Here is a 24,864-nt window from a genome sequence, read left to right on the forward strand (position 1 = left end):
ACCCAGCTATCGTAACAGTACTTATATAAGTGCTGTTACATCATGCTGGGAGGCGACTCGGTCAAGCTGACGCTGCCCGTACCGTTCTCGCTACCTCTGGTCCGAAAATCAACTGGACGTGGGCAGGTTGGCGTCCACCGGCCCCGATGAGGTCGCGGGAGCGTCAGACGAGGACGTCGGCGAGCTCGGAGGCGGTGCGCGCGAGCGCGGGCAGCGTACGTTCGACGAGTTCGTCGGTCATGCGCACAGTTGGCCCCGAGACCGACACTGCCATGGGCGACCCGGCCATGAGCGGCACCGCAGGTACCGGAACCGCGACGCAGCGGACACCGATCTCCATCTCCCCCTCGTCGAGGGCGTGGCCGCGCGAACGGATCAGCGACAGCTCGCTCAGCAGCTCGTCGACGTCCGTGATCGTCGTGGGCGTGCGCGGGGTCAGCGGTGAGGTCTCCAGGATCGTCCTCGTCCGGTCGGGGGGGAGCATGGCCAGCAGCGCCTTGCCGACGCCGGTGCAGTACAGCGAGACCCGCCGTCCCACCTCGGTGAACGTCCGCATCGAGTGCGAGCCGGGCGCCTGCGCCACGTACTCCGCGAGGCTGCCTGCCAGCACCGCGAGATTGACCGATTCGCCGAGCTGGTCGGCCAGCCCGCGCAGCACCGGACCGGCCCGCTCGCCGAACAGCGCGTTCGCGCCCGCGCCCAGGGGGACGAGTCTCGAGCCGAGGCAGTACCGGCGGTCGGGCAGCCGCCGGAGGTAGCCGCGTGYGGCGAGGGTCTGGACGAGCCGGTGGATGGTCGGCAGCGGAAGCCCGGTCGCCGCGGCCATCTCACTGAGAGAACACGCTCCGTGTGCCGCCTCGACGACCTCGAGCACGGTGAGGGCACGTTGCACCGACTGCACCCCGGCGGCTCCGGAGGTGTTCGGGTCATCCGCGGCTCCCGTCGCCGTGGGGTGTTGATCGAAGGTCATGACTTTCCGAGCCTCCCGCATTGTCTTGACCGCTGCCTGCCGTCCGATCTAGCCTCTGCTTTCACAATGTAATATTAAAATTCCGTATCGTGAAATAACGATACCAAGCGACACCGAGAGACGGTGATGCTTTCGTGGACGCGGCGCTCGCCGAACTGGTTGACGAACTGCCCGATGGTGTGGTTGTCACCGACCCCGACCTGCTGGAGAAGTACCGTCGCGATCGGGCCGCCGACCCGCGGGCGGCCATGCCCCTGGCCGCGGTGCGCGCCGAGAGCACCGAACAGGTACAGACCGCCGTGCGCTGGGCGGCGCGTCACCGGGTTCCAGTGGTGCCCCGGGGGGCGGGCACCGGGCTGTCCGGCGGCTCCACCGCCGTGGACGGCGGGATAGTGCTGTCGACCGAGMGGATGCGGACGATGCGGATCGACCCGCTCACCCGCATGGCAGTGGTGCAGCCGGGGCTGCTCAACGGTGAGGTGAAGGCTGCCGCTGCCGAGCACGGCCTGTGGTACCCGCCCGACCCGTCGTCGTTCGAGATTTGTTCGATCGGCGGTAACGTCGCGACGAACGCCGGCGGCCTGTGCTGCGTCAAGTACGGCGTCACCACCGACTACGTGCTCGGCCTCGAGGTGGTGCTGAGCGACGGCACGGCCGTGCGCCTCGGTGGCCCGAGGCTGAAGGACGTTGCCGGTCTGTCGCTGACCAAGCTGTTCGTCGGCAGTGAGGGAACTCTGGGGATCGTCACCGAGGCGACGCTGCGACTTCTGCCGGCCCAGCCGCCGACCAGCACGCTGGTGGCCACCTTCGCCAGCACGCTGGACGCGACGAGGGCGATCCTGGCGATCACCTCGGCCGTGCGTCCGGCGATGCTCGAGTTCATGGACCGCACGTCCATCAACGCCGTCGAGGACATGCTGCGGATGGGGCTCGACCGCGACGCGGCCGCGCTGCTCGTGGCACGCTCGGACAGCCAGCATCTCGCCGCCGAGCTCGAGATGAAGACCATGGCCGCGGCGTGCGAGGCGAACGGTGCCACCGAGGTTTTCGAGACCGACGACGCGACGGCCGGCGAGGCGTTCGTGGTCGCGCGCCGCAGTGCCATCCCGGCGGTCGAACGCCGAGGCAGGGTGCTGCTCGAGGATGTCGGTGTCCCGCTCCCCAGATTGCCCGACCTGGTCGCGGGGATCGAGGCGATCGCGGCGGCCCGGGAGGTCACGATCGCGCTGATCGCCCACGCCGGTGACGGGAACACCCATCCGCTGATCGTTGTCGACCCGGCGGACGAGGACATGGCCCGACGTGCGGAGCTGGCCTTCGGTGAGGTCATGGACCTGGCCATCCGCCTCGACGGCACCATCACGGGCGAGCACGGCGTCGGCCGGCTCAAGAAGGCGTGGCTGGTCGATCAGGTCGGCCCGGACGTGCTCGGCCTGTCGCTGCGGATCAAACAGGCGCTCGACCCGATGGGCATCCTCAACCCAGGAGCGATCTTTTCGTGATGACGGGGGAGGGGCCCGGTGGCGTCCGGGTCCTCGCAGGGGACGGYGATCCGGGCATGGGCGGTCCTGACCGGGGGTCCTGCTCCCGGTCGCGGAGGCCGTGATCTCTATGCCGACCCGCTTCTCCCATCTGTCCGACGTGTCGTTGYACTGGGCGCCCCGGCTGCGCGGTGYGGACGACACACCGGAGCCCCCCACGACCGCGCTCCAGGACGGGCTGGTCGCGGAGCTGCTGGCGGCGGACACGCTGCTGCTCGGTGCGCCGATGTACACCTCCCACCTCCGCGCGGATCGCGTGACAGCGCGGACCATGTGACCGTCGGCCCCCCGCCACAGGGGAACTGCGTGATCCTCCGTACGGGTGCAGGTCGGCGGCGGTGGTTGTGCTGCACCGACGGCTATCGTACGTTATTCCATAATACGAATTTTAACTTCCACGATATGGAATTCGGGTGTGGTGTATGAGTGAGTTGGACATCCCCGCCGGGGTTGAGATCATCGGACCGCGGGTGGACCGGGGCGAGGAGATCCTGACCCGGTCCGCGCTGGATCTGCTCGCCGACCTGCACCGCCGGTTCGACRCCACCCGCGGTGCCCTGCTCGCCGCCCGCGCGCAGCGGCAGGCCCAGCTGTCCGCGGGCGCGGACCTGGACTTCCTGCCCGAGACGAAGGACGTCCGGGAGGGTGACTGGCAGGTCGCCCCACCCGCGCCCGGCCTGGTCGACCGCCGAGTCGAGATCACCGGGCCCACCGACCGCAAGATGACGATCAACGCACTGAACTCGGGGGCGAAGGTCTGGCTGGCGGACTTCGAGGACGCCAACACCCCGCTGTGGGAGAACATGGTCTCCGGCCAGCTCAACCTGAGTGACGCCCTGGACCGCACCATCGACTTCACCAGCCCGGAGGGCAGGCGGTACGTCCTCGGCGACACGACCACCACGATCGTGGTACGTCCCCGCGGTTGGCATCTCGACGAGAAGCACCTGCTCGTCGACGGCGAGCCCGTCAGCGGCGGTCTGTTCGACTTCGCTCTCTACGCGTTCCACTGCGGCCGGCGTCAGCTCGAGGCGGGCTCCGGACCGTATTTCTACCTGCCGAAGACGGAAAGTCACCGGGAGGCGAGGCTGTGGAACGAGGTCTTCAGCCACACCGAGGACGCCCTGGGCTTCCCCCGTGGCACGATCCGCGCCACCGTGCTCATCGAGACCCTCCCGGCGGCCTTCGAGATGGAGGAGATCCTCTACGAGCTGCGTGAGCACTCCGCCGGGCTGAACGCGGGCCGGTGGGACTACCTGTTCAGCGTCATCAAGAAGCTGCGTGACCGGGGCGGACGGTTCGTCCTGCCCGACCGCAACTCGGTGACGATGACAGCACCGTTCATGCGCGCCTACGCCGACCTGCTCGTACGCACCTGCCACCGGCGGGGCGCGCACGCCATCGGTGGGATGGCCGCCTTCATCCCGAGCCGCCGCGACGCGGCCGTGAACGAGACGGCCGTGGCGAAGGTGCGCGAGGACAAAACCCGCGAGGCCGAGGCCGGCTTCGACGGTTCCTGGGTCGCCCATCCGGACCTGGTGCCGCTGTGCCGGGAGGTGTTCGACGGGGTGCTCGCCGATCGTCCGCACCAGCTCGACCGGACCCGTGAYGACGTGACGGTGGACGCGGCCGCACTCCTCGACGTCGCCTCGGCCGGCGGCAGTCAGACCGAGGCGGGACTGCGCAACAACGTCAGCGTGGCCCTGCAGTACCTGCAGGCATGGCTGCGGGGCACCGGCGCGGTCGCGATCTTCAACCTGATGGAGGACGCGGCCACCRCCGAGATCGCACGCTCCCAGATCTGGCAGTGGCTGCACCACGGGGTCGTTCTTGACGGTGGCCTGCCCGTCACCCGTGACCTGGTCGAACGGATCATTGTCGAGGAACTGGCCACGATCGCCCAGCGGCTCGGCGACGGGTTCGACGCCGCCGGTTTCGAGCAGGCACGTCTGCTGTTCATCGAGGTGGTGCTGGCCGACGACTTCGCCGAGTTCCTCACCCTGCCCGCCTACGAGCGCATGCCTTGAACCCGGCGGTCGGCGCATGGTCCGGGGGGCGTTCTGGTCGGCCACGGGTCAGGGTCCCAAGGGCGTGACAGCACGTCAACGCTGAAGTTGACGAACGCCGACAGGCGTCGTAGCGTCCGCCATGCGGGACCGGTGCCGGGCCTCTCACGACCCACGACCCACGACGCACCTGCGCCGCACGCATTGCCACGTCGATCGACGGGAGGAACACGTGACGGCAGTCGGTGTTATCGGAGCCGGGACCATGGGCGTCGGCATCGCGTACGTCTTCGCCGCGGCCGACTGCGAGGTCTTCGTCGTCGAGCCGGACCCCGGCCGGGCCCGTGGCTGCGTCGAGACCGTGCGGGCGCAGTCCCGGCAGGGACTCGCGCGGGGCAGGCTGACGGCCGAGCAGGCCGCGGCGATCCCTGGTCGGGTCACTGCGGTGGACCGGGTCCGGGACCTGCCTCGCGCGCTCGATCTCGTCGTCGAGTCCGTCCCCGAGCGCCTCGAGCTGAAGCACGAGGTGCTCGCGGCGGCCGCTGAGCGCGGGCCCGCCGTGCTCGCGTCGAACACCAGCTCGCTGTCCATCGACGCGCTCGCCGCTCGGCTGCCGGACCCGGCCACGTTCCTGGGCATGCACTTCTTCAACCCGGTGTGGTCGCTGCGGATGGTGGAGATCGTCAGAGGTTCGCGGACGTCAGAAGACACGCTGCGGCACGCAGGGACGCTGGTGACGCGCCTGGGGAAGCAGGCCATCGTCGTCCGCGACGTACCGGGCTTTGCGACCAGCCGGCTCGACCTGGTCGCGAGCCTGGAGGCCATGCGGATGCTCGAGGACGGGGTGGCGTCCGCGGCGGACATCGACACGGCGATGGTCGTGGCGTACCGCCACCCGATGGGACCGCTCCGCCTCAGCGACGTCGTCGGCCTCGACGTGCGGCTCGACATTGCCCGGCAGCTTTGCTCGGTGTACGGCGAGCGATTTGCGCCCCCGGCCGTCCTGGTGGAGAAGGTGGCGGCCGGGAAGCTGGGCCGCAAGTCCGGTGAGGGCTTCTACCGGTGGCCGGATGAGCCGGCGGCGGGGGACACCCGTTCCATCCTCGTGGCGGGCTGAGGCCATGTTGGTCCAGGTGCGGCACGGATCGCCACGGCCGGTAGCCGTTCTGTGCGAGCCCGAGGACTTCACGCGGCTGCATGTCGAGCTCGTCGGCGTCGAAGCATCGGCTGCTTCCGGTGCGCTGGTGGAAGCCGGCCTCGGGCATGTGGCCGGCGACGTCGTGTGGCTCAGCGTCGAGGGTCTGCGTGCGGCCGTCCTCTCGGCGCTGGAAGCTTCGAGCGCCGAGAGGACGGCCGCGTCGTTCGACGGCATGGTGTCCTACGCGCGTTCGCGTGGGTGGGTGAGCCTGGACGGCGAGCGCCTCCAGGCCCACTTTGTGTACGCCTGACGATCAAGCTACCAGCCGCAGGCACCGCCGCCGACGTGGACGTCGATGCCTGTGTAGTGGGGACGCGGGTCAGCGCGGGCGGGGCGCTGGTCAGTGGGCGCCGGGCGTCAGGCATCCCCGCGACCCCGGCGTCGCCCACGCACGGGTATCTCGATGCCGCGCAGGAAGCTGTCCGCGTAGGCTGAGCCGATCTCGGCCGCGCTGATCGTGGACTCGTCGGGGTTGAACCACCGGTTGGTCCAGCCGACCATCCCCATGATCCCGTAGGCCATGACCCAGGCGGGCGCCACGGGGCGGATCGAGCCCTCGTCGATGCCCTGCTGCATGAGCTCGATGAGGATCGACTCGTAGTCCCGGTTGATGCGCCGCATGTCGCGTGCCCAGGCGGCGTGCTTGTCCGGCACGTGAGTCAGGTTCTCCTGGATGAAGACGTACAGGATCGGATACTGCTGCTCGTAGGACTCCATCAGCGAGATGATGAGGCGGCGCAGCTTGTCGGGAGCGTTGCCCTCGCCGTCCCGGATGCCCTGGGCGACGGTGAGGTTGGCGACCACAGCCTCGCGGACCACTTCGTGGAAGAGTTCTTCCTTGTTGCCCACGTAGTAGTAGAGCGAGGCGCGGTCGGCCCCTGACTCGGCGGCGATGTCAGCGAGGTTGGCGCCCTGTAGGCCCTTCGCTTTGAAGACGCGCGCGGCCGCCGCGACGATCTCCTGCCTACGCTGCAGGTAGGCAGGGTTCGCTTCGTTGCGCGCCGCCTCGCGCCGGCGGGCGATGCCGCTCGAAGGCTCAGCCACGGGGTCCTTTCTCACTGCCTCACCAAGGGTTCTCACTGCCTCACCAAGGGTCCGCGGGTGCGGTCACACCGGCGTGGTGCCCGTGAGGGCGGCCGCGTCCGGCTGCTTGCCCAGGAAGGGCCCGTGTGCGACGTTTCGTCAACGCAAGTGTTTAAGGAGTGCGATGAGCACGTCACTGCAAGAATCCTCCCTCGGCTCGCCGGTGCTGACGGAGGTGTCCGATGGTGTGTTCGCGTATGTCCAGCCGGATGGCAGCTGGTGGATCAACAATACCGGTCTCCTGGTCGGACCTCATGGCGCAGTCGGCATCGACGCGTGTGCGACGGATGCGCGTACCAGGGCGTACCTCGACAGCATCCGTTCGGTTACGGCGGCCCCGGCGCGCACGCTCGTCAACACCCATCACCAGGGCGATCACACCCATGGCAGCCCCCTGTTCCGGGACGCCACGATCGTGGCGCACGAGCAGACCAGAGCGGCCGTCATCGAGRCCGGCATCTGGCGAGACCCGCCGTTCTGGACGCACTTCGACCCGGGCGACGTCGAGCTTGAGCCGCTGTCGCTGACCGATCGTGAGGGAGCCACCCTCTGGGCCGCCTACAACGGGGGCCGCCCCCTGACCGGCCTGGCCTGAGCGCGCCGTGCCTCTCACCGCGCAGTGCCGACGCCTGCTCGGCCGGTTCGAAGAGCTGGGAGTCCTGCCTTACGACCGCATGAGTGTTCTGCAGGCGAGGGAGTCCGTTGCCGCTGGCAAGCGCCTGCAGGGACCCCCGGAGGACGTCGAGCAGGTCGAGGACCTGCTCGTCCCCGGGCAGGTCGGTCGCATACCCGTCCGGGTGTATCACCCTGTCGGCGGCGCTCCGCTGGCGCTTGTCGTGTACCTGCACGGCGGGGGATGGGTGACCGGGAGCGTGGACGTCGCCGACGCGCCGTGCCGCTCCTTGGCCAACGCGACGCGGTGCGTCGTCGCATCGGTGGAGTACCGACTGGCTCCCGAGACCCCGCACCCGGGGCCGGGCGAGGACTGCGCGGCAGCCGTCGCGTGGCTGGCGGGCCATGCGGGGCGGTGGGGCGTGCCACCGGGGCGCACCGTGGTCTGCGGTGACAGCGCGGGGGGCGGACTGGCGGCCGCTGTAACGCTGCGTGCCCGCGACCGCGGCGGCCCGCCGATCGCCGGACAGGTACTGATGTACCCGGCTCTCGCGCCCGCCCGGGGCAGTCGCTCCGCCTCCTACCGGGACAACGCCGAAGGGTTCGGCCTGACACGTGGCGGCATGGAGTGGTTCTGGGACCACTACCTGGCCTGCCCGGATGACGGCRCGGACCCGTATGCCGCCCCCGGCCGCGCGGCCGACCTGACCGGGCTCCCGCCGACCCTGCTGGTGACGGCGGAGTACGACGTGCTGCGCGACGAGGGCATCGACTACGCGGCACGCCTGCGTGACGCGGGTGTGGCGGTGACCGCCGTCCACTACGACGGGTTGATCCACGGCTTCTTCTGGATGGCGAAGGTCGTCGACGAGGCCCGCGACCTGCCAGACCGCATCGCACGGTGGCTTCACGCGACGCTCACCGAGCCCGTCAACGCAAGGGTTGACTGAAGCTCGATCGAGTCCTACGTTGCACACGCCGAGCCTGTTCGACGTGGAGGAAGCCTGTGAGCGAGAACCGATTAAGCCGTTCGCCTGTCCTCGACGAGCCGGAGGAACGCCGCGCGCTGCGCGAGAGCGTGGGTCGGTTGGTGGACAAGTACGGCCGGTCGTACTTCCAGGACGTGGCCCGCCGGCAGGAGTTCACGCACGAGCTGTGGGCGGACCTCGGGCAGGCCGGATTCCTCGGCGTGCACCTGCCCGAGGAGCATGGCGGCGGCGGTGGCGGGCTCGCCGACCTGTCGGTCGTGATCGAGGAGTGCGCGGCGCACGGCTGCCCGGTCCAGATGCTGGTCATCTCGCCGACGATCGCCGGCRACATCCTGGCGCACCACGGCTCGCCGGAGCTGCGGTCCAGGTGGTTACCGGGGATCGCGGACGGCACGAAGAAGATGGCCTTCGCCATCACGGAGCCGGACGCCGGCACCAACACCCACAAGATCGTGACCACGGCGACGCCCGTGGCGGGCGGCGGGTGGCGCATCAACGGCGGGAAGTACTGGACGTCAGGCGCCGACGAGGCCGACGCCCTGCTGGTCGTCGCTCGAGACGCCGAACCGGGTCCGGACGGTAGGCCGACGCTGTCGCTCCTGGTCGTCGAGAAGGACGCTCCCGGGCTCTCGATGCGCCCGATCGACTCCGCGCTCGGTGCTCCCGAGCGCCAGTTCATGGTCTTCTTCGACGATGTGCCCGTGCGGCCGGACGGCATCATCGGGGAGCAGAGCAAGGGGCTCCGGCAGGTCTTCGCCGGACTGAACCCGGAGCGGATCGCGGCGGCCTCGATCGCCAACGGCATCGCGCTCTACGCCCTGCACCGAGCGTCGGTCTACGGCAACCAGCGCACGGTGTGGTCGGTACCGATCGGCGCCCATCAGGGCATCGCCCACCCGCTGGCGAAGTCCTACATCGAGGTCCAGCTCGCTCGCCTCATGAACGCCAGGGCCGCCGAGCTGTTCGACAAGGGCCAGGACGCCGGCGAGGCGGCCAACATGGCGAAATACGCAGCGGGCGAGGCATGTCTCGGCGCGTTGGACAACGCCATCCAGACGCACGGTGGCAACGGGCTGTCGAACGAGTTCGGGCTGTCGGACCTGTGGTTCACGGCGCGGATGCTGCGGACCGCACCGGTGAGCAGGGAGATGATCCTCAACTACATCGGGCAGCACAGCCTCGGGCTGCCCAAGAGCTACTAGTCGCAGGGGCGCCGCGATGACTCTCACGATTGCTGACCTCGTCCGGCGTCACGCGGGCGAACGTCCGACCGCTCCCGCCGTCACGTGCGGAGCCAGCACCCTCACCTTCGCCGAGCTGGACCGGCGGAGTTCCCAGGTGGCCCGTGCGCTGCTGCGCGACGCGGCCGGGCACGGCGACCGGGTGGCGATGATCGACAAGAACAGCCCCGCCTTCTTCGAGGCGCTGCTCGGCTGCAGCAAGATCGGTGCCGTGTTGGTCGGTGTCAACTGGCGGCTGGCCCCCCGCGAGGTCGCCGACATCCTGCGGGACGCCGAGGTGAGCCTCGTCCTGGCCGGCCCGGAGTTCGTGGGGCTGCTCCCGGCCGGCCAGGCCGCCGTGAAGGTGGTCGTCCTCGACGACCGCTACGAGCAGTGGTTACAGGGACCGGACAGCACCGACCCTCGGCACGACGTGTCCCCGCACGACGTCGTACTTCAGCTCTACAGCTCGGGGACGACGGGGCTGCCGAAGGGCGCCCGCATCACGAGTGCGAACCTGCTGCCCACCGCCGACATGGCGAAGACCGCGTGGCGCATGAGCGAACGTAGCGTCAACCTGGTCACCTCGCCGCTGTTCCACATCGGTGGTGCCGGCTACAGCTTGACCACTCTCAGTCAGGGCGGGCACACCGTGATCGCGCGGCAGGCCGACGCGGCTGGGCTGCTGGCGGAGGTCGAGCGGCACGGTGTGACGCATGCCTTCTGGGTTCCGGCGGTCCTCGCTTCCGTGCTTGACGCCCCGGAGGCGACCGGCGCCGACCTGTCGAGCCTGGAGCTGATCGGCTACGGCGGGGCCCCGATGAGCGGGTTCCTGATGCTGCGGGCCATGGAGCGGCTGAGCTGCGGATTCCTGGGTGTCTACGGAATGACCGAGACGTCGGGGACCGTGCTGTACCTGCCACCGGAGGCGCACGATCCCGCAGGCCCGCGGGCCGGCCTGATGCGGTCGGTCGGCCGTCCCCTCCCGTGGGTCGAGATCGAGATCCGTGACCCCGCGACGACGGCGCCCTTGCCCGCCAACGCGGTGGGGGAGATCTGGATCCGCTGCGCCCAGAACATGGTGGGCTACTGGAACCAGCCGGAGACGACTGCCGCGACCCTGGTCGACGGCGGCTGGTTGCGGACGGGCGACGCCGCGCACCGCGACGAAGAGGGCTACGTCTTCCTGCACGACCGCCTCAAAGACATGATCATAACGGGTGGGGAGAACGTCTACCCCGCCGAGGTCGAGAGCGTCCTCGCCGATCACCCGGCGGTCGCCGACGTCGCCGTCATCGCCGTGCCGTCGCAGCGGTGGGGCGAGACGGTCAAGGCGGTGGTCGTGCTGCGCCCCGGTGCGACAGCCACCGAGGAGGAGGTCATCGCCTTCACGCGCACCCGGTTGGCGCGCTACAAGTGCCCGACGTCGATGGACGTCGTGACGGAGCTGCCGCGCAACGCCTCGGGCAAGGTGCTCAAGAAGGACCTCCGGGAGCCGTACTGGTCGGTGACGGGTGCCGGCGGCCCCGCGACTGTGGCCGGCCCGGCCGGCCCGGCCGGCCCGGGCCGCACGGCGGCGGCGGCCGCGCTGGTCCGGCGCTGGAGCGTCGACTGGCTGAACGGGCGGCACCCGGAGGTCTGTGAGGAGATCCTGTCGCCGGACTACACGCTGCTGATCGGCGGCTACCTGCTGGGACCTCGCGATGAGTACGTGCCCGCGACGCTGGCCCAGCTCAACCGCTACCCCGGGTTGGTCGTCACCGCCCACCAGGTCATCGCGGCGGGCGACCGGGTTGCCGTGTGGTTCACCGAGCACGGTGCGTCGGCCCGTCTCGAAGGCCGCCGTGCGGCCTGGCCCGGTGTCGCGCTGTTCCGGAGCAACGGCGAGCAGCTCACCCACTGCTTCTGCGAGGAGGACTACTACGCACGCCGGCGTCAGCTCGACCGGTCGGCCAGCGACGTCGTCGACGCGCCCGCGGTCGCCCCGTGGGACCCCGTACCGGGAACGGCGAACCCCGCCGCCGAGTCCGTCGTCAAGGCCTGGCTCGGCGAGCGCGACCTTCGTTCGGCTCCGGTCGTGATCGACGACGCGGTCACCGGCGCACAGCCGCCGGAGCAGGTGCTGGACGTCACCGGGTTCACCGTGAACGAGATGTTCTCCGCGGGCCCGCAGGTCGCCTTCCACGCCACCCAGACCGGCGTGTACGCCGGTGGCCTCGACGGTCTCGAGGGGGCGCTGGGCGACCCGGCGCTGCTGCACCTGGCGGGCATCGTCGAGGTCCGTGACGCGAGGATCGTCGGCGGGCGTGTCGTCCGGGACCGGCTCGGGACCGCGCGCTCGCTGGCCTCTCGCTCGTCGGCCCCGCCTTCGTCGGCCCCGCGCGGCAGCACGCAGGTGTTGTGATGACGGACTCGGTACTGTGCCGGCGCGACGGCTCGACGCTGGTCATCACGATGAACCGGCCAGAGGTGCGGAACGCGGTCGACGGCTCCGTGGCTTCCGGGGTTGCCGCGGCCCTCGACGAGCTGGACGAGGACCGGTCGCTGCGCGTCGGCGTCCTGACCGGTGCCGCGGGCACGTTCAGCGCGGGGRTGGACCTCAAGGCGTTCCTCGCCGGCGAGCGGCCGGAAGTGCCAGGGCGGGGGCTTGCCGGTCTCACCGAGAGCCAGCCCCGCAAGCCTCTGATCGCGGCGGTGGAGGGCCATGCGCTCGCGGGCGGCTGCGAGCTCGTCCTGGCCTGCGACATCGTCGTCGCGGCCCAGGACGCCTCGTTCGGGATCCCCGAGGTGAAGCGCGGACTGATCGCCGGGTCGGGTGGGCTGCTGCGCCTACCTGCTCGGATACCGTCCGGCATCGCTGTCGAGTATGCGCTGACGGGCCGCACCATGCCGGCCGTCGAGGCGCACCGATGGGGCCTGGTCAACCGGCTCGTCGGATCGGGGGAGGCGTTGTCCGGTGCCCTGGAGATCGCCGCGGAGATTGCCGCCAACGGGCCGCTGGCGGTGCGGACGACGAAGCAGGTCATTCGTGAGTCCAAGAGCTTGCCCACCGCGTCGGCCTGGGACCGGCAGCGTGAGCTGCTTGGCGTCGTCCTAGCCTCGGCGGACGCCCGCGAGGGAGCGGCTGCCTTCGTCGAGAAGCGGCAGCCGCACTGGCTCGGTGAGTAGGCCGGGATGCATGCGCGCCCCGGTCTTCCACGTCATGAGTCCCGGCCGGTCCGGCCCTGACACCCGCTCGTCCACCATCAAGGAGTACCCGTGACCGAAGCAGTCATCGTCTCCACAGCACGCTCACCCATCGGCCGCGCCTTCAAGGGCTCCCTGAAGGCACTACGCGCTGACGACCTGGCCGCGACCATTGTCCAGGCGGCACTCGACAAGGTCCCTGAACTCGACCCCCACGACATCGACGACCTGATGCTGGGCTGCGGCCTGCCGGGTGGCGACCAGGGCCACAACATGGGCCGAGTCGTCGCCGTGCGCATGGGCTACGACTTCCTTCCCGGCACGACCATCACGCGCTACTGTTCCTCCTCCCTRCAGACGACGCGGATGGCCTTCCACGCGATCCGCGCGGGCGAGGGCGACGCCTACATCTCGGCCGGCGTGGAGCTGGTGAGCCACTTCGACAAGGGCAACAGCGACTCGCTGCCCGACACGATGAACCCGTACTTCGGCGAGGCCCAGGCGCGTACTGCCCGCGACGCCGAGGAAGGCCGCGACAGCTGGTCCGATCCGCGTGAGTCCGGCCAGGTCCCGAACGTCTACCTGGCGATGGGGCACACGGCGGAGAACCTGGCCCGCGCGAAGGGCATCAGCCGGTTGGAGATGGACGAGTACGCCGCGCGTTCGCAGAACCTGGCGGAGAAGGCGATCGCCGACGGCTTCTGGTCCCGGGAGATCACGCCCGTCACGACGCCCGACGGAACCGTCGTCACGGCGGACGACGGCCCCCGCGCCGGTGTGACGGTGGAGGGCCTGTCGGGGCTGAAACCGGCGTTCCGGCCCGACGGGCTCATCACCGCCGGCAACGCGTGCCCGTTGAACGACGGTGCCGCGGCCGTGATCGTCATGAGCGACACCAAGGCGGCGCAGCTCGGCCTCACCCCGTTGGCACGCATCGTCTCCACGGCCGTCACCGGCCTTTCGCCGGAGATCATGGGCTATGGACCGGTGGAGGCCGTCCGGCTCGCCCTGAGCCGGGCCGGCAAGGAGATCGCCGACATCGACCTGTTCGAGATCAACGAGGCCTTCGCGGCTCAGGTCGTCCCCAGCTATCGGGATCTCGGCATCCCGCTCGAGAAGCTCAACGTGCACGGCGGCGCACTGGCCGTCGGCCACCCGTTCGGGATGACGGGTGCACGGATCACCGGCACGTTGCTCAACGGGCTCGACAGTGTCGACGGCCGGTTCGGCGTCGAGAGCATGTGTGTCGGGGGCGGTATGGGCATGGCGATGGTGCTTGAGCGGCTGAGCTGACGGCCACACCGCACTCCCGATGACAGGGCGGCGGCACCCCGGGCCATCCGGTCCGGGGTGCCGCGCCCTTTGTCAGGTTCCGGCGGGGCGGGAAGGCCGCCCGCCAGCGCGCCGTCTCCTTCTGGCTGAACGCCTTGACGGGATCCTGGACGACGTTGAACGAACCTCATTGTCCGAAATCCTGTCAACTTGTATGTTGACAAGCGTGCAGCGCCTGTGATGTCATTCACACCGGGCGGCTGAACGTCAGTGGCGAGGGCACGGTATCCGTGCACGGATCGGTGTCCTACGACAGCAGGTTCCGCCGACTCACCGCAGTAGTGACCCGATAGCCGCGGCGGCTGGTCGCGCGGAAAAAGAATCGCCGCGCGACCTTTGGCGTTGGAAAACGCGGCGCCAGACTGTCAGTCACTTTTCTACCACCGCAGAGGAGAGCCATGACCATGGGTAGCCTGGGCGCACCACCGGACCTGATGTCGCTGGAATTCGTCGTGGACCCGTACCCGATCTACCGGGCATGGCGTGACGAACACCCGCTGATCTGGCACGAGGCCATGGGCGCCTACATTATCAGCCGGTACGACGACGTGAATCGCGCGTTCCGGGAGTTCAGCAGCGAGAACTACTCCTGGCAACTCGAACCGGTGATCGGGCGGAGCATCCTGCAGATGGAGGGCCGCGAGCACTCGGTCCAACGCGCGCTCGTGGCCCCCGCCTTTCGGGGCAAGGACCTGCAGGGCAAGTTCCTGCCGGTCATCCGTAGGAATGCGGAGGAACTCCTCGAGGCATTCCGCGCCGACGGGCGTGTCGACATCGTCGGCCAGTTCACCACCCGCTTCCCGATCGGTGTGATCGTGGACATGCTCGGCCTGCCGAAGTCCGATCACGCCCTGTTCCACGGCTGGTATTCGGTCATGATGGCGTTCCTGTCGAACGTGGTCGGGGACCCGGAGGTGACGGCGGCGGGCCTGCGCACCACGGCGGAGCTTCGGGCCTACCTGACTCCGGTCATCAAGGAACGCCGCCGGAACCCGGGCGACGACGTGCTGTCGACGCTCTGCACAGCCGAGATCGACGGCGAGCGGATGACCGATGAGGAGATCAACGCCTTCACCGGCCTCCTGCTGATCGCCGGCGGGGAGACCAGCGACAAGGCGCTGGCCAGCATGTTCAAGAACCTCGTCAGTCATCCGGACCAGTTACAGGCGGTCCGTGCGGACCGCTCGCTGATCGCCCGGGCGTTTGCCGAGACCCTCCGGTACTCCCCGCCGGTGCGGATCATCCTGCGGACCGTCAAGGAGGAAACCGAGATGTCCGGCGGCACGCTGTCCGCGGGCAAGTCGGTGGCCTGCGTGATCGGGGCGGCCAACACCGACGACCGCCGGTACGCCGACGCGGACAGCTTCAACATCTTCCGCGAGGACCTCGATGTCTCGCGCGCCTTCTCCGCGGCGGCCAACCACATGGCCTTCTGCGGCGGCCGGCATTTCTGCGTAGGTGCCGTGCTCGCGAAGGCCGAGGTCGAAATCGGCGCGAACCTGCTCCTGGACGCCATGGATGACATCCGCTTCCCCGACGGCTACACCCCGACCGACGAAGGGCTGTTCAGCCGCGCACCCGCCTCGTTACTGCTCGAGTTCACCCCCCGCGCCGCGTGAGCCTCCGAACCGTCCCGGCTTGGCCACCGCCCGTGGCAAGAAACGACCTGGGAGGACACTGTGGATGACACGATCACGCCGTTCCAACTGGCGATCGACGAGGCCGAACTGGACGATCTGCGGGATCGCCTGCGGCGTACCCGCTGGCCGCGGGCGGAGACCGTCAACGACTGGTCCCAGGGTGTGCCGCTGTCCTACATCCAGGAGCTGTGCGCTTACTGGGCGGACGATTACACCTGGCGGAACTGCGAACATCGGCTGAACGCGGTCGGCCAGTTCCGGACACCGATCGACGGCCTGGACATCCACTTCCTGCATGCCCGCTCACCCCACCCGGACGCGCTCCCGCTGATCATGACGCACGGTTGGCCCGGATCGGTCCGCGAGTTCCTCGACGTCATCGAACCCCTCGTTCGTCCGGAAGACCCGGCGGACGCGTTCCATGTCGTCTGCCCGTCGCTGCCCGGGTTCGGTTTCAGCGGACATCCGACCCGGACCGGGTGGAACGTCCAGCGCGTCGCCGACGCCTGGACGACCCTCATGGCGAGGCTCGGGTACACACGTTACGGCGCGCACGGTGGGGACTGGGGCTCCGTGGTCACCGCCCGAATCGGGGCCACCGACCCCGCGCACGTGGCGGGCGTCCATCTCACGATCCCTGTCGTCGACCTCGCCGCCGAACCCGACCCGGACGTCGTCCTGAGTGCTTTTGAACAGGCGGGCGCCGACCGGGCGGCCGCATTCGCCCGGACCGGGATGGGTTACCTCACCCAGCAGGCGACCCGGCCGCAGACGCTCGGCTACGGGCTCGCCGACTCGCCCGCCGGGCAGCTCGCGTGGATTGTCGAGAAGTTCTACGCCTGGACCGACTGCAAGGGCCATCCGGAGAACGCGATCAGCCGTGAGGCGATGCTCGACGACGTGATGCTTTACTGGCTCCCGGACACGGGTGCCACGGCGGCACGTATCTACTGGGAGAGCTTCCCGGACATGCCGGACGACACCGTGCGTGTGCCGACCGGTTGTTCCATCTTCCCGCTGGAGCACGTCCGGGTCCCGCGGGCGCGTGCCGAGGCCAGGCTCACCGACATCCGTTACTGGAACGAGCTGAGCGTCGGTGGGCACTTCCCGGCCCTGGAGCAGCCCGCCACGTTCGTCGACGAGCTGCGGACCTTTTTCCGGCTTGTCAGAAAGGAATAGCCGGAATTCTCGAACGGTGGAACCCGAGGTGCCTCGTGGAGCCGTTGAACGCTCCACGGGGCACCTTTCGCTTCACGAGGATCCGTGCCGCGCTCTTGTCAGCTCCGGCGGGTGGTGTCTGTCCGGCGGGGGGAAAGGCCGCCGGTCAGCGCGCTGCCTCTTTGGCGGCCACCTCGTCCGCGTGCTTCTGGCTGAACGCCTCGATGGCCTTCCAGTTCTCCGCAGCCTTGGCCTCGCGCACGCTCCGGGTCCAGGCCTCGTTCCGCTCCAGGCGGCGCGTCGTGCCCTGGAACGCAGGCAGCACGTGGTTGGCGAACAGGTGGTAGTGCTCCTTCTTCGCCGACCACGGCGCCCAGTTGTGGTCGAACAGCAGCATCGCGCCGAAGCCGCCCTTCGACTGCTCCCAGAGCCGCTCGATCTGGTTGATGGCGTCCTCGTAGGTGCCGATGACGCCGGTGCCGCTCTCGACGACCCACTCGATGCGTTCCTTGGTCGTCTCGCCCTCGACCTTCATCTGAGGCGTCGACGCGGTGTGCTGTAGGTAGTCGCACCAGGCGTCGATGCCGTGCTCGACGTCCCTGAGCGCCTGGTCGCGTGTCGCCGCGATGTGGAAGGGAGCCACGAGCCGCCAGCGGCTGCGGTCCGGCGTGTGACCGAACTCTGCCGCCCGCTCGGTGAGTGTGCCCCAGTGGTGGCCGACGGCGTCGAACCCGCCGGCGCTGGTCGCGCCGATGGAGATCATGCCGAGGTCGTGCTTGCCGGCCAGTCGGGGGCCGGACGGGCTGACGATCGCCGCCGTCGCCACCTCGAACAGGGGGTTCGTGTACGTGTCGAGCTGCAGGCGGGCCTCTACGAGCTTGTAGCGGGGCGTCTCGATGGTCAGCGGCTCATCCTCGGTGAGCAGGTGCATGAGGACCGCGGTGTCCTGCTCCAAGGCGTCCCGCTGCTCGCTCGCCTCGATGCCGATCATGTTGGCGTCCGTGCTCAGCGCGCCTGGCCCCAGACCCAGCATGGCGCGTCCCCGGGTCAGGTGGTCTAAGAGCACCATCCGGTCGGCTACCCACAGCGGGTTGTGGTAGGGCAGCGACAGCACGCCGGTGCCCAGCCGGATGGTCTTGGTCAGGTTTGCCACGTGCGCAATGAACATCAGCGGGTCGCCGATGGGTTCGACGCCGCACGAGTGATGTTCGCCGAACCACGCCTCCTCGAAGCCCATGTTGTCCATGAGCTGGACGATTTCGACGTCTCGCTGAAGCGAGTAGGTCGGGTTCTGTTTCACGGGCACGTGATGCGGGGGGACGAACGCGCCGAAACGTAGCCGCCGACGGGCCATATCAGGTGCTCCTCTCTGGGGTGTGTCCCCAGGGTCACGGTTGCGACGTCGGTCACACCGGCGCCCGCAGGCAGACCACCACGTCGGGAGGGAGCATGTCAACGTTTAAGTTGACGCGAGATCATGGACTCTCGATGCCGTCGACGCCGACGTTGACCCGATCGCCGTCACCCTCTAACGTCAACGGTCATGTTGATGACATGGGTGGCGCGGACACGTCCTGTGCGCCCAGGCCCGCGAAGGACAGGTCATGGGCCTTACGGGGCGGACGGTCGGCGTGACGCCAGCGGGACCGGGGCGGGTGTGTCCGCGGCGAACCGCGCGCCCCGTTGCCGTCCCGGCGGACGGCGCCACGCGCGAGCGGCTTCGCCGACCGGGCCACGTCTTCCCGCTCCGGGCGCGTGCGGGAGTGGCTCACGTACGAGCCGGGCCCACCGAGGCTCCCGTCAACATCGTTCGTGCATGTCAACGCTAACGTTTATGGGTCTGGTCGGGGAACTCGACGTTCGTTCCGTAACCTTGCGAGCTATCACAGGAGAGACATGACGCAACGTGACAGAACGACCTCGTTTCCCGACTCGCCGGTCGACGTCATCGTGGTGGGTGCCGGGTTCGCCGGCCTGGCCCTGCTTCGTTCGTTCCGGGACGAGTGCGGGCTGACTGTCACGGTGATCGAGGCCGGCGACGACATCGGCGGCGTCTGGTACTGGAACCGCTACCCCGGGGCCCGGTGCGACGTCGACAGCACCGACTACTCGTACTCCTTCTCGCCGGAGCTGGACGCGACCTGGGACTGGACCGAGCGCTACGCCGCTCAGCCGGAGATCCTGAGCTATATCCACCGCGTGGCAGAGCTGTACGACCTGCGCCGCGACATCACCCTCGGTGTTCGGGTCACGGAGGCCGGGTACGACGAGCAGGCCGATCTGTGGGTGGTACGAGGCGACGACGGGTCGGTCGTCTCGGGTCGCTACCTGGTGATGGCCACCGGCTGCCTGTCCGCCGTGAAGCGCCCCGACATCCCCGGTGTCGAGGACTTCACGGGAACGGTCCTCCACACCGCAGACTGGCCGAAGGACAAGGTCGACCTCGTGGGCAAGCGGGTCGGGGTGATCGGCACCGGGTCGTCCGGCATCCAGGTCATCCCCGAGATCGTCCCGGTCGTCGCGGAGCTGGTGGTCTTCCAGCGGACACCCACCTTCAGCGTCCCGGCGCACCATTACGTGCTGACCGACGCCGATCGGGCAGCCATCCGCACCGAGCTCCCCGCCCGGCGCGAGCGGCTCAGGCGCTCGTCGACGGGGCTTTCGGTGCCTGCCAACCCGCGGTCCGCCCTCGAGGTCACGGACGAGGAGCGGCAGGCGCACTACGAGGAGCAGTGGAACTCGGCGGGCTTCGGTTTCCTGCTGGCCTACTCGGACCTGCTGATCGACCAGGCGGCGAACGACACCGCGGCCGACTTCATCCGAGGAAAGATCGCGGAGCGGGTCGACGACCCGGCCACCGCGGCGCTGCTCAGCCCGCGCACCTACCCTTACGGGGCCAAGCGCCCGTGCGTCGACACGGGCTTCTACGAGACGTTCAACCGGCCCAACGTCACGCTCGTCGACATCTCCGCCTCTCCGCTCGTGAAGGTGACCGAGACGAGCCTGCACACGACGACGTCGGAGTACGGGCTCGACGTGATCGTCTTCGCCACCGGTTTCGACGCCATGACCGGTTCGCTGCTGCGACCGGACATCCGCGGCAGGGGAGGTCAGTCACTCCGCCAGCACTGGGCCTCCGGCCCCCTCACCTACCTGGGGCTCGCCACGGCCGGGTTTCCCAACATGTTCGTGGTCGCCGGCCCGGGCAGCCCGTCGCTGCTCGGCAACGTGATGGTCTCCATCGAGCAGCACGTCGAATTTCTCGCCGACCTGATCATGTCGTCACGGGCGGCGAAGACCCCGGTGATCGAGGCCGAGCCGGAGGCCGAGGCGGCGTGGGTCGCGCACGTGAACCGGGTTGCCCAGGGCACGCTCTACCTGGCCGCCGCCTCGTACTACCTGGGCGCCGAGGTGCCGGGCAAGCCCCGCGTCTTCATGCCCTATGCCGGCGGGCTGCGGCGCTACCGCAGGGAATGCGAAGAGGTCGCCGCCGACGGCTATCGCGGGTTTCGCCGCACGCCCACGGCAGAAGGGAACTAGATCATGAATGCTGACATGCGGCAGCCACGCTTACTGTGCATCGGCGGCTCGACGAGGCCCGGTTCGAGCTCCGAACAGGCCCTGAGGGTGAGCGCCGCCGCGGCACGCGCCGAGGGAGCCTCGATCGACGTGATCGCGAGCCGAGACCTGATGCTACCGATCTACGACACCGAGACCAGGGAGCGTTCACCCCGGGCTGTCCGCCTGGTCGAGGCCGTGCGGGAAGCGGACGCCGTCATCGTCGCGTCGCCGGGCTACCACGGCGCGATCTCCGGAATGATAAAGAATGCGCTCGACTACATCGAGGACCTTCGGGACGCCGAGCGGCCCTACCTCGACGGCGTTCCCGTCGGTTGCGTGGCGGTGGCGTACGGGTGGCAGGCGACGGTCTCCACCCTGGCCGGTCTGCGGGCGACCGTCCATGCACTCCGGGGATGGCCGAGCCCGCTCGGCGCGGCGATCAACGCCTCGAACCGAGTCTTCGACGAGAACGGTGAATGCGTCGACGACCAGACCCGCTTCCAGCTCGAGACCGTCGCGCGGCAGGTCGTCGCGTTCGCCGAGCGACAGAGCCCGATGGGCCTGGCCGCGACGGATCTGTAGCCGGCCGCGGCCGTGGGCCGGCTGGAGGCCGGCGCGTACGGTGAGGATGTGGAAGGGAAGCCGGGGTTGCGCGACCGCGATGTCCGGGGCCGTGCCCGCAACGCTCGGCCGCGAGACGCGCTGGGGCGCCCGCTGGGGTACGGCGAGACGGGGGTGGACTCGCTCCCTGTCGACTTGGTGGTGCCGCCGGTTGAGGCTCTCGCCTGGGCACAGCATTTGATCGAGTCGGGTCGGCCGTTTCAGGCTCACGAGGTGCTGGAGGCCGTGTGGAAGGTCGCGCCCGACGGGCAACGCGAGTTGTGGCGCGGTCTCGCCCAGTTTGCCGTGGGCCTGACCCACCTTGCCCGCGGCAACGACGTTGGGGCTGCGGCGTTGCTCCGGCGCAGTGTCGACCACCTCGTGCCCTACGCGACCGCGCCACCCTACGGGGTGAACGCCGCGGGCCTCAGCCGGTGGGCCGCGATGCTCGCCGACGAGATCGAACGTGCTGCGGCGAACGATCGCAGTCAGATGGCCGCTGTCGGGGCCTCCGTAATCCTCGCCGTGAGCGACGGCTGCGTCGATCCCGGGGTGCGTGACGGTCGTCGGGCCGCCTTTCAGGAGGCGCTGAAGGGGGCGTTACAGGCGGACTGGGGCGGGCCGGGGGAGAGCTCACTGCCAATGGCTTGGAAGCGCGACTCTCCGGCACGCTAATTGGACCAGGCCGGTGTCCTGGCACACTTACTGGATCCGGGCTGGTGCTTATCACCTTCGGCACGGTTGGCTACGCAGGTAACCTCCCGCCCCGTCTCCGTGCGTATCTGTACGGAGGCGGGGCGACCCGGCATCCTTCAAGTGAGATAATATTGACCCTCCTCCTGATGGAGGGAGGTTTTGGATGCGGGAAGTTAAAAAGAGGAACGAAATTTATGGACGAGAACTCGTTCTACAAAGCCGACCTTCTTGCTATTCGGTCGTGGAATGGTCTGCCTCGTCAGATGCGTCGAGAAGTCAGAAGATATGCGAGAGACGGACGCCTTCATCCTGAGCCGCTAGTTGCAAAAATATCTACCGAATGGGCGAGGGCTGTTCTCCGTAAGGTGCTGCGGCGGGGGCGCAAATCTGGCCGTAGGACACATCTGATTTATATACTATTCGCCAGCATTATCGATCTTCTTGTGAATGCGAATGGCGCTGTTCTGGGTGGGGCTTTGGGTCGTCCTGGTGGACATAGTATTTATGATAAGAGAACTGCGCGACGAATCATGCGCGCCTACAGATCCCTCGACGACATGAGGGTTTGGGGCAGTGCCAGATCCGCTTGTGCCACCGCGCCCGCACCGGTGTGCCGAGGGACGGGGCGTCGTGCAGGATCTGGACGTGCCGGCCGTGGCTGACCGCGGCCACCCCGCATGCCCTCCACGCCGAACAACTCATCGGTCCGAGCGCACCACGACGCGCCAGGACTACACGTACAGTGACGCACGCGAGGCCTTCTCCTGATTCGGGTGTTTGGTCGCTGCTGGTCGTGGAAGACCTCGTTTCGTCTCGCCCTCGTGCCATGCCGTGGACCCGGACAGCGCGAGACGGCTCATCCAGGCTGATCTACGGGAGCCGAAAGATTCGGACGGTGATGTCGAGAACCCATGACTGGCTCCGTCCCCGCGGTGAATGTGACCACCATGGGTCGCACCAGCACCGAGGAGAACCACGATGGCCAAGTACCTGCTGCTCAAGCACTACCGCGGCGCTCCGGCTGCGGTCAACGACGTGCCGATGGACCGGTGGACGCCGGAGGAGATCGCGGCGCACATGCGGTACATGCGCGACTTCGCGGCCCGGCTCGAGGGGACCGGCGAGTTCGTCGACAGCCAGGCGCTCGCCCCCGAGGGGACGTTCGTCCGGTATGACGGTGCGGGGCGCCCGCCGGTCACCGACGGTCCGTTCGCCGAGACCAAGGACCTCATCGCCGGTTGGATGGTGATCGATGTCGACAGCTACGAGCGCGCCATCGAGCTGGCCGGGGAGCTGTCGGCCGCCCCGGGGGCGGGCGGGGAGCCGATCCACGAGTGGCTCGAGGTGCGCCCGTTCCTGACCGCGCCGCCCACCATCACGCAGTGACCTCTCAGGTGAACGAGGTCCTCCTCCGCAGCCTCACACCGAGCGTGCTCGGGATCCTCGTCCGCCGCGGAGCCGACTTCGCGGCGGCCGAGGACGCCGTGCAGGACGCGCTGGTCGAGGCGGTCCGGGTCTGGCCGGCCGGCCCGCCGCGGGACCCGAAGGGCTGGCTGGTCACCGTGGCCTGGCGCCGGTTCCTCGACGCGGCCCGGGCGGACGCCGCCCGCCGCCGGCGTGAGGACCTCGTCGACGAGGAGCCGGCGCCCGGGCCCGCGCCCGCGGTGGACGACACGCTCCAGCTCTACTTCCTGTGCGCCCACCCGTCGCTGACGCCGGCGTCCGCGGTCGCGCTCACGCTGCGCGCCGTCGGCGGGCTGACCACCCGCCAGATCGCCCAGGCCTATCTGGTGCCCGAGGCGACCATGGCGCAGCGGATCAGCCGGGCCAAGCGCACCGTCTCCGGCGTGCGGTTCGACCAGCCCGGTGACGTCGCCACCGTGCTGCGTGTCCTCTACCTGGTCTTCAACGAGGGCTACTCCGGCGACGTCGACCTTGCCGCCGAGGCGATCCGRCTCACCCGGCAGCTCGCGGCCGCGATCGACCATCCCGAGGTGGCGGGGCTGCTCGCCCTCATGCTGCTCCACCACGCCCGGCGCGCCACCCGGACCACGCCCGACGGCAGCCTGGTGCCGCTCGCCGAGCAGGACCGCGGCCGGTGGGACACCAAGTCGATCACCGAGGGCGTCGAGATCCTGCAGGCGGCCCTCGCCCGCGACCGGTTGGGCGAGTTCCAGGCCCAGGCCGCCATCGCGGCGCTGCACGCCGACGCGCCTACCGCCGAGGAGACGGACTGGGTGCAGATCGTCGAGTGGTACGACGAGCTCGCGCGCCTGACCGACAGCCCGGTCGTCCGACTCAACCGTGCGGTGGCCGTCGGCGAGGCCGACGGGCCGCGCGCCGGGCTGGCGGCGCTCGCGGCGCTGGACGCCTCGCTGCCTCGCCACGCGGCGGTGGCGGCGTATCTCCACGAGCGCGACGGGGACCTGGTGACGGCGGCACGGCTGTACGCCGAGGCGGCCCACAAGGCGCCCAACCTCGCCGAGCGCGACCACCTGACACGTCAGGCCGCCCGGCTCAACGCCCGCCGGTGTCGCTGACGGGTCGCGCTCGGATTTCCCCGCAGCACCTGGCGCGGCCCCGTGGCCAGAGCGGTGGCCTCGCAGTGAGCAGGCGGGTCGAGACCAACCGCACGACGCGTTGCCGACGGGGAAGCTCAGCGGCGGCGAACAGGCGCGCTGGAAGCGTGGTGTCGCAAGAGACCCGCCCGGTGAAGTGCCGGTGAAGGTGACCCATCTGCGACGGTTCGGCTGCCCGAAAAGCGGCTCACCCAGGCTTGTCTACGAAGAGCCGGAAAAGCCACGGCCTTGACCTGCCGCCCGTCCGCCCGTCTCGGCTTTCTCGGCGGCTCGTCCGCCGGAAAGCTAACCGGCACCGGCCGGGAGGGGCCCCGGCCGACCCGCCCACCAGGACGCGTCGAGATTCGCGCGTGCGACGCGAAGCGAGCCGGTCGTCGCGACCCCGGCTTCTCCCCATCACTCGGGAGTGCCTCGCCCCGGCCTTTCAGTCGACCTTGATCGAAGATCCAGCGAGGCCCGGCTGGCGCGCGCCAGCCGGCGACTCGGGGCCATC

At 69.3% G+C, this 24,864-nt stretch carries 22 protein-coding genes; 19 read left to right on the forward strand and 3 right to left on the reverse strand.

What is annotated here, in order from left to right:
• Window positions 1-163 precede the first annotated feature (163 nt).
• The gene (locus BL254_RS13230) at window positions 164-970 is read right to left on the reverse strand and encodes an IclR family transcriptional regulator (RefSeq protein ID WP_076843449.1); all 807 of its coding nucleotides are present in this window, start codon (window positions 968-970) and stop codon (window positions 164-166) included.
• 134 nt (window positions 971-1,104) lie between these two features.
• Here BL254_RS13230 and BL254_RS13235 point away from each other — a divergent pair, with 134 nt between their 5' ends.
• From BL254_RS13235 to BL254_RS13255, 5 genes are all read left to right on the forward strand, one after another.
• Window positions 1,105-2,472, forward strand: coding sequence for an FAD-binding oxidoreductase (locus BL254_RS13235; protein WP_047223969.1), 1,368 nt, complete (start codon window positions 1,105-1,107; stop codon window positions 2,470-2,472).
• 100 nt (window positions 2,473-2,572) lie between these two features.
• On the forward strand, window positions 2,573-2,788 hold the full coding sequence (locus BL254_RS13240) for a hypothetical protein (RefSeq protein ID WP_139342296.1): 216 nt from the start codon (window positions 2,573-2,575) through the stop codon (window positions 2,786-2,788).
• Between the two features lie 145 nt (window positions 2,789-2,933).
• Entirely contained in the window at window positions 2,934-4,538 is a 1,605-nt protein-coding gene (gene aceB, locus BL254_RS13245; protein ID WP_076843451.1) for a malate synthase A, read from the forward strand.
• Window positions 4,539-4,749: 211 nt separating this feature from the next.
• Window positions 4,750-5,634: a 3-hydroxyacyl-CoA dehydrogenase family protein gene (locus tag BL254_RS13250; protein WP_200902474.1), complete on the forward strand. Its 885-nt coding sequence runs from the start codon at window positions 4,750-4,752 to the stop codon at window positions 5,632-5,634.
• 4 nt (window positions 5,635-5,638) lie between these two features.
• On the forward strand, window positions 5,639-5,965 hold the full coding sequence (locus BL254_RS13255; protein ID WP_047223966.1) for a hypothetical protein: 327 nt from the start codon (window positions 5,639-5,641) through the stop codon (window positions 5,963-5,965).
• 107 nt (window positions 5,966-6,072) lie between these two features.
• Here BL254_RS13255 and BL254_RS13260 read toward each other — a convergent pair whose 3' ends face one another.
• The gene (locus BL254_RS13260) at window positions 6,073-6,759 is read right to left on the reverse strand and encodes a TetR/AcrR family transcriptional regulator (protein WP_047223965.1); all 687 of its coding nucleotides are present in this window, start codon (window positions 6,757-6,759) and stop codon (window positions 6,073-6,075) included.
• A 163-nt stretch (window positions 6,760-6,922) separates the two neighbouring features.
• On the opposite strand from BL254_RS13260, the gene BL254_RS13265 reads away from it, so the two are divergent.
• The 8 genes from BL254_RS13265 to BL254_RS13300 all read left to right on the forward strand — a co-directional run bounded on the left by BL254_RS13265 (window position 6,923) and on the right by BL254_RS13300 (window position 16,956).
• Window positions 6,923-7,393 carry a hypothetical protein gene (locus BL254_RS13265; RefSeq protein ID WP_139342297.1) on the forward strand — a complete coding sequence of 157 codons (471 nt, stop codon included), beginning with the start codon at window positions 6,923-6,925 and terminating at the stop codon, window positions 7,391-7,393.
• A gap of 7 nt (window positions 7,394-7,400) precedes the next feature.
• Complete coding sequence (locus tag BL254_RS13270; RefSeq protein WP_076843453.1) at window positions 7,401-8,360, forward strand: alpha/beta hydrolase; 960 nt, start codon at window positions 7,401-7,403, stop codon at window positions 8,358-8,360.
• Window positions 8,361-8,416: 56 nt separating this feature from the next.
• On the forward strand, window positions 8,417-9,601 hold the full coding sequence (locus BL254_RS13275; protein ID WP_076843454.1) for an acyl-CoA dehydrogenase family protein: 1,185 nt from the start codon (window positions 8,417-8,419) through the stop codon (window positions 9,599-9,601).
• Between the two features lie 16 nt (window positions 9,602-9,617).
• Window positions 9,618-12,023 carry a long-chain-fatty-acid--CoA ligase gene (locus BL254_RS27055; protein ID WP_052914758.1) on the forward strand — a complete coding sequence of 802 codons (2,406 nt, stop codon included), beginning with the start codon at window positions 9,618-9,620 and terminating at the stop codon, window positions 12,021-12,023.
• Window positions 12,023-12,787, forward strand: a complete 765-nt coding sequence (locus tag BL254_RS13285; protein ID WP_076843455.1) for a crotonase/enoyl-CoA hydratase family protein — start codon at window positions 12,023-12,025, stop codon at window positions 12,785-12,787. Before BL254_RS27055 ends, BL254_RS13285 begins: the two co-directional genes overlap by 1 nt.
• A gap of 90 nt (window positions 12,788-12,877) precedes the next feature.
• Window positions 12,878-14,098 (forward strand): acetyl-CoA C-acetyltransferase, encoded by a 1,221-nt coding sequence (locus BL254_RS13290; protein WP_047223961.1) that lies wholly within the window; start codon window positions 12,878-12,880, stop codon window positions 14,096-14,098.
• Window positions 14,099-14,541: 443 nt separating this feature from the next.
• Window positions 14,542-15,756, forward strand: coding sequence for a cytochrome P450 (locus tag BL254_RS13295; RefSeq protein WP_047223960.1), 1,215 nt, complete (start codon window positions 14,542-14,544; stop codon window positions 15,754-15,756).
• A gap of 60 nt (window positions 15,757-15,816) precedes the next feature.
• A complete protein-coding gene (locus BL254_RS13300) occupies window positions 15,817-16,956 on the forward strand; it encodes an epoxide hydrolase family protein (protein WP_083731052.1) in 1,140 nt (379 codons plus the stop codon).
• 145 nt (window positions 16,957-17,101) lie between these two features.
• Here BL254_RS13300 and BL254_RS13305 read toward each other — a convergent pair whose 3' ends face one another.
• Window positions 17,102-18,289, reverse strand: coding sequence for an LLM class flavin-dependent oxidoreductase (locus BL254_RS13305; RefSeq protein WP_047223959.1), 1,188 nt, complete (start codon window positions 18,287-18,289; stop codon window positions 17,102-17,104).
• 250 nt (window positions 18,290-18,539) lie between these two features.
• Between BL254_RS13305 and BL254_RS13310 the strand changes: the two genes are divergently transcribed.
• The 6 genes from BL254_RS13310 to BL254_RS13335 all read left to right on the forward strand — a co-directional run bounded on the left by BL254_RS13310 (window position 18,540) and on the right by BL254_RS13335 (window position 24,332).
• A complete protein-coding gene (locus BL254_RS13310; RefSeq protein ID WP_083731053.1) occupies window positions 18,540-18,764 on the forward strand; it encodes a 3,4-dihydroxy-2-butanone-4-phosphate synthase in 225 nt (74 codons plus the stop codon).
• 67 nt (window positions 18,765-18,831) lie between these two features.
• Window positions 18,832-20,475 carry an NAD(P)/FAD-dependent oxidoreductase gene (locus BL254_RS13315; protein ID WP_047223958.1) on the forward strand — a complete coding sequence of 548 codons (1,644 nt, stop codon included), beginning with the start codon at window positions 18,832-18,834 and terminating at the stop codon, window positions 20,473-20,475.
• 3 nt (window positions 20,476-20,478) lie between these two features.
• Window positions 20,479-21,078 carry an NADPH-dependent FMN reductase gene (locus tag BL254_RS13320; RefSeq protein WP_086055508.1) on the forward strand — a complete coding sequence of 200 codons (600 nt, stop codon included), beginning with the start codon at window positions 20,479-20,481 and terminating at the stop codon, window positions 21,076-21,078.
• A 216-nt stretch (window positions 21,079-21,294) separates the two neighbouring features.
• Window positions 21,295-21,771: a DUF309 domain-containing protein gene (locus tag BL254_RS13325; protein WP_254858100.1), complete on the forward strand. Its 477-nt coding sequence runs from the start codon at window positions 21,295-21,297 to the stop codon at window positions 21,769-21,771.
• A 999-nt stretch (window positions 21,772-22,770) separates the two neighbouring features.
• Window positions 22,771-23,178, forward strand: coding sequence for a YciI family protein (locus tag BL254_RS13330; protein WP_047223956.1), 408 nt, complete (start codon window positions 22,771-22,773; stop codon window positions 23,176-23,178).
• 8 nt (window positions 23,179-23,186) lie between these two features.
• Window positions 23,187-24,332, forward strand: coding sequence for an RNA polymerase sigma factor (locus tag BL254_RS13335; protein ID WP_047224025.1), 1,146 nt, complete (start codon window positions 23,187-23,189; stop codon window positions 24,330-24,332).
• Window positions 24,333-24,864 lie beyond the last annotated feature (532 nt).

The sequence above is a fragment of the Protofrankia sp. BMG5.30 genome (genome assembly GCF_001983005.1).
In the GTDB taxonomy this organism is placed as follows: domain Bacteria; phylum Actinomycetota; class Actinomycetes; order Frankiales; family Frankiaceae; genus Protofrankia; species Protofrankia coriariae.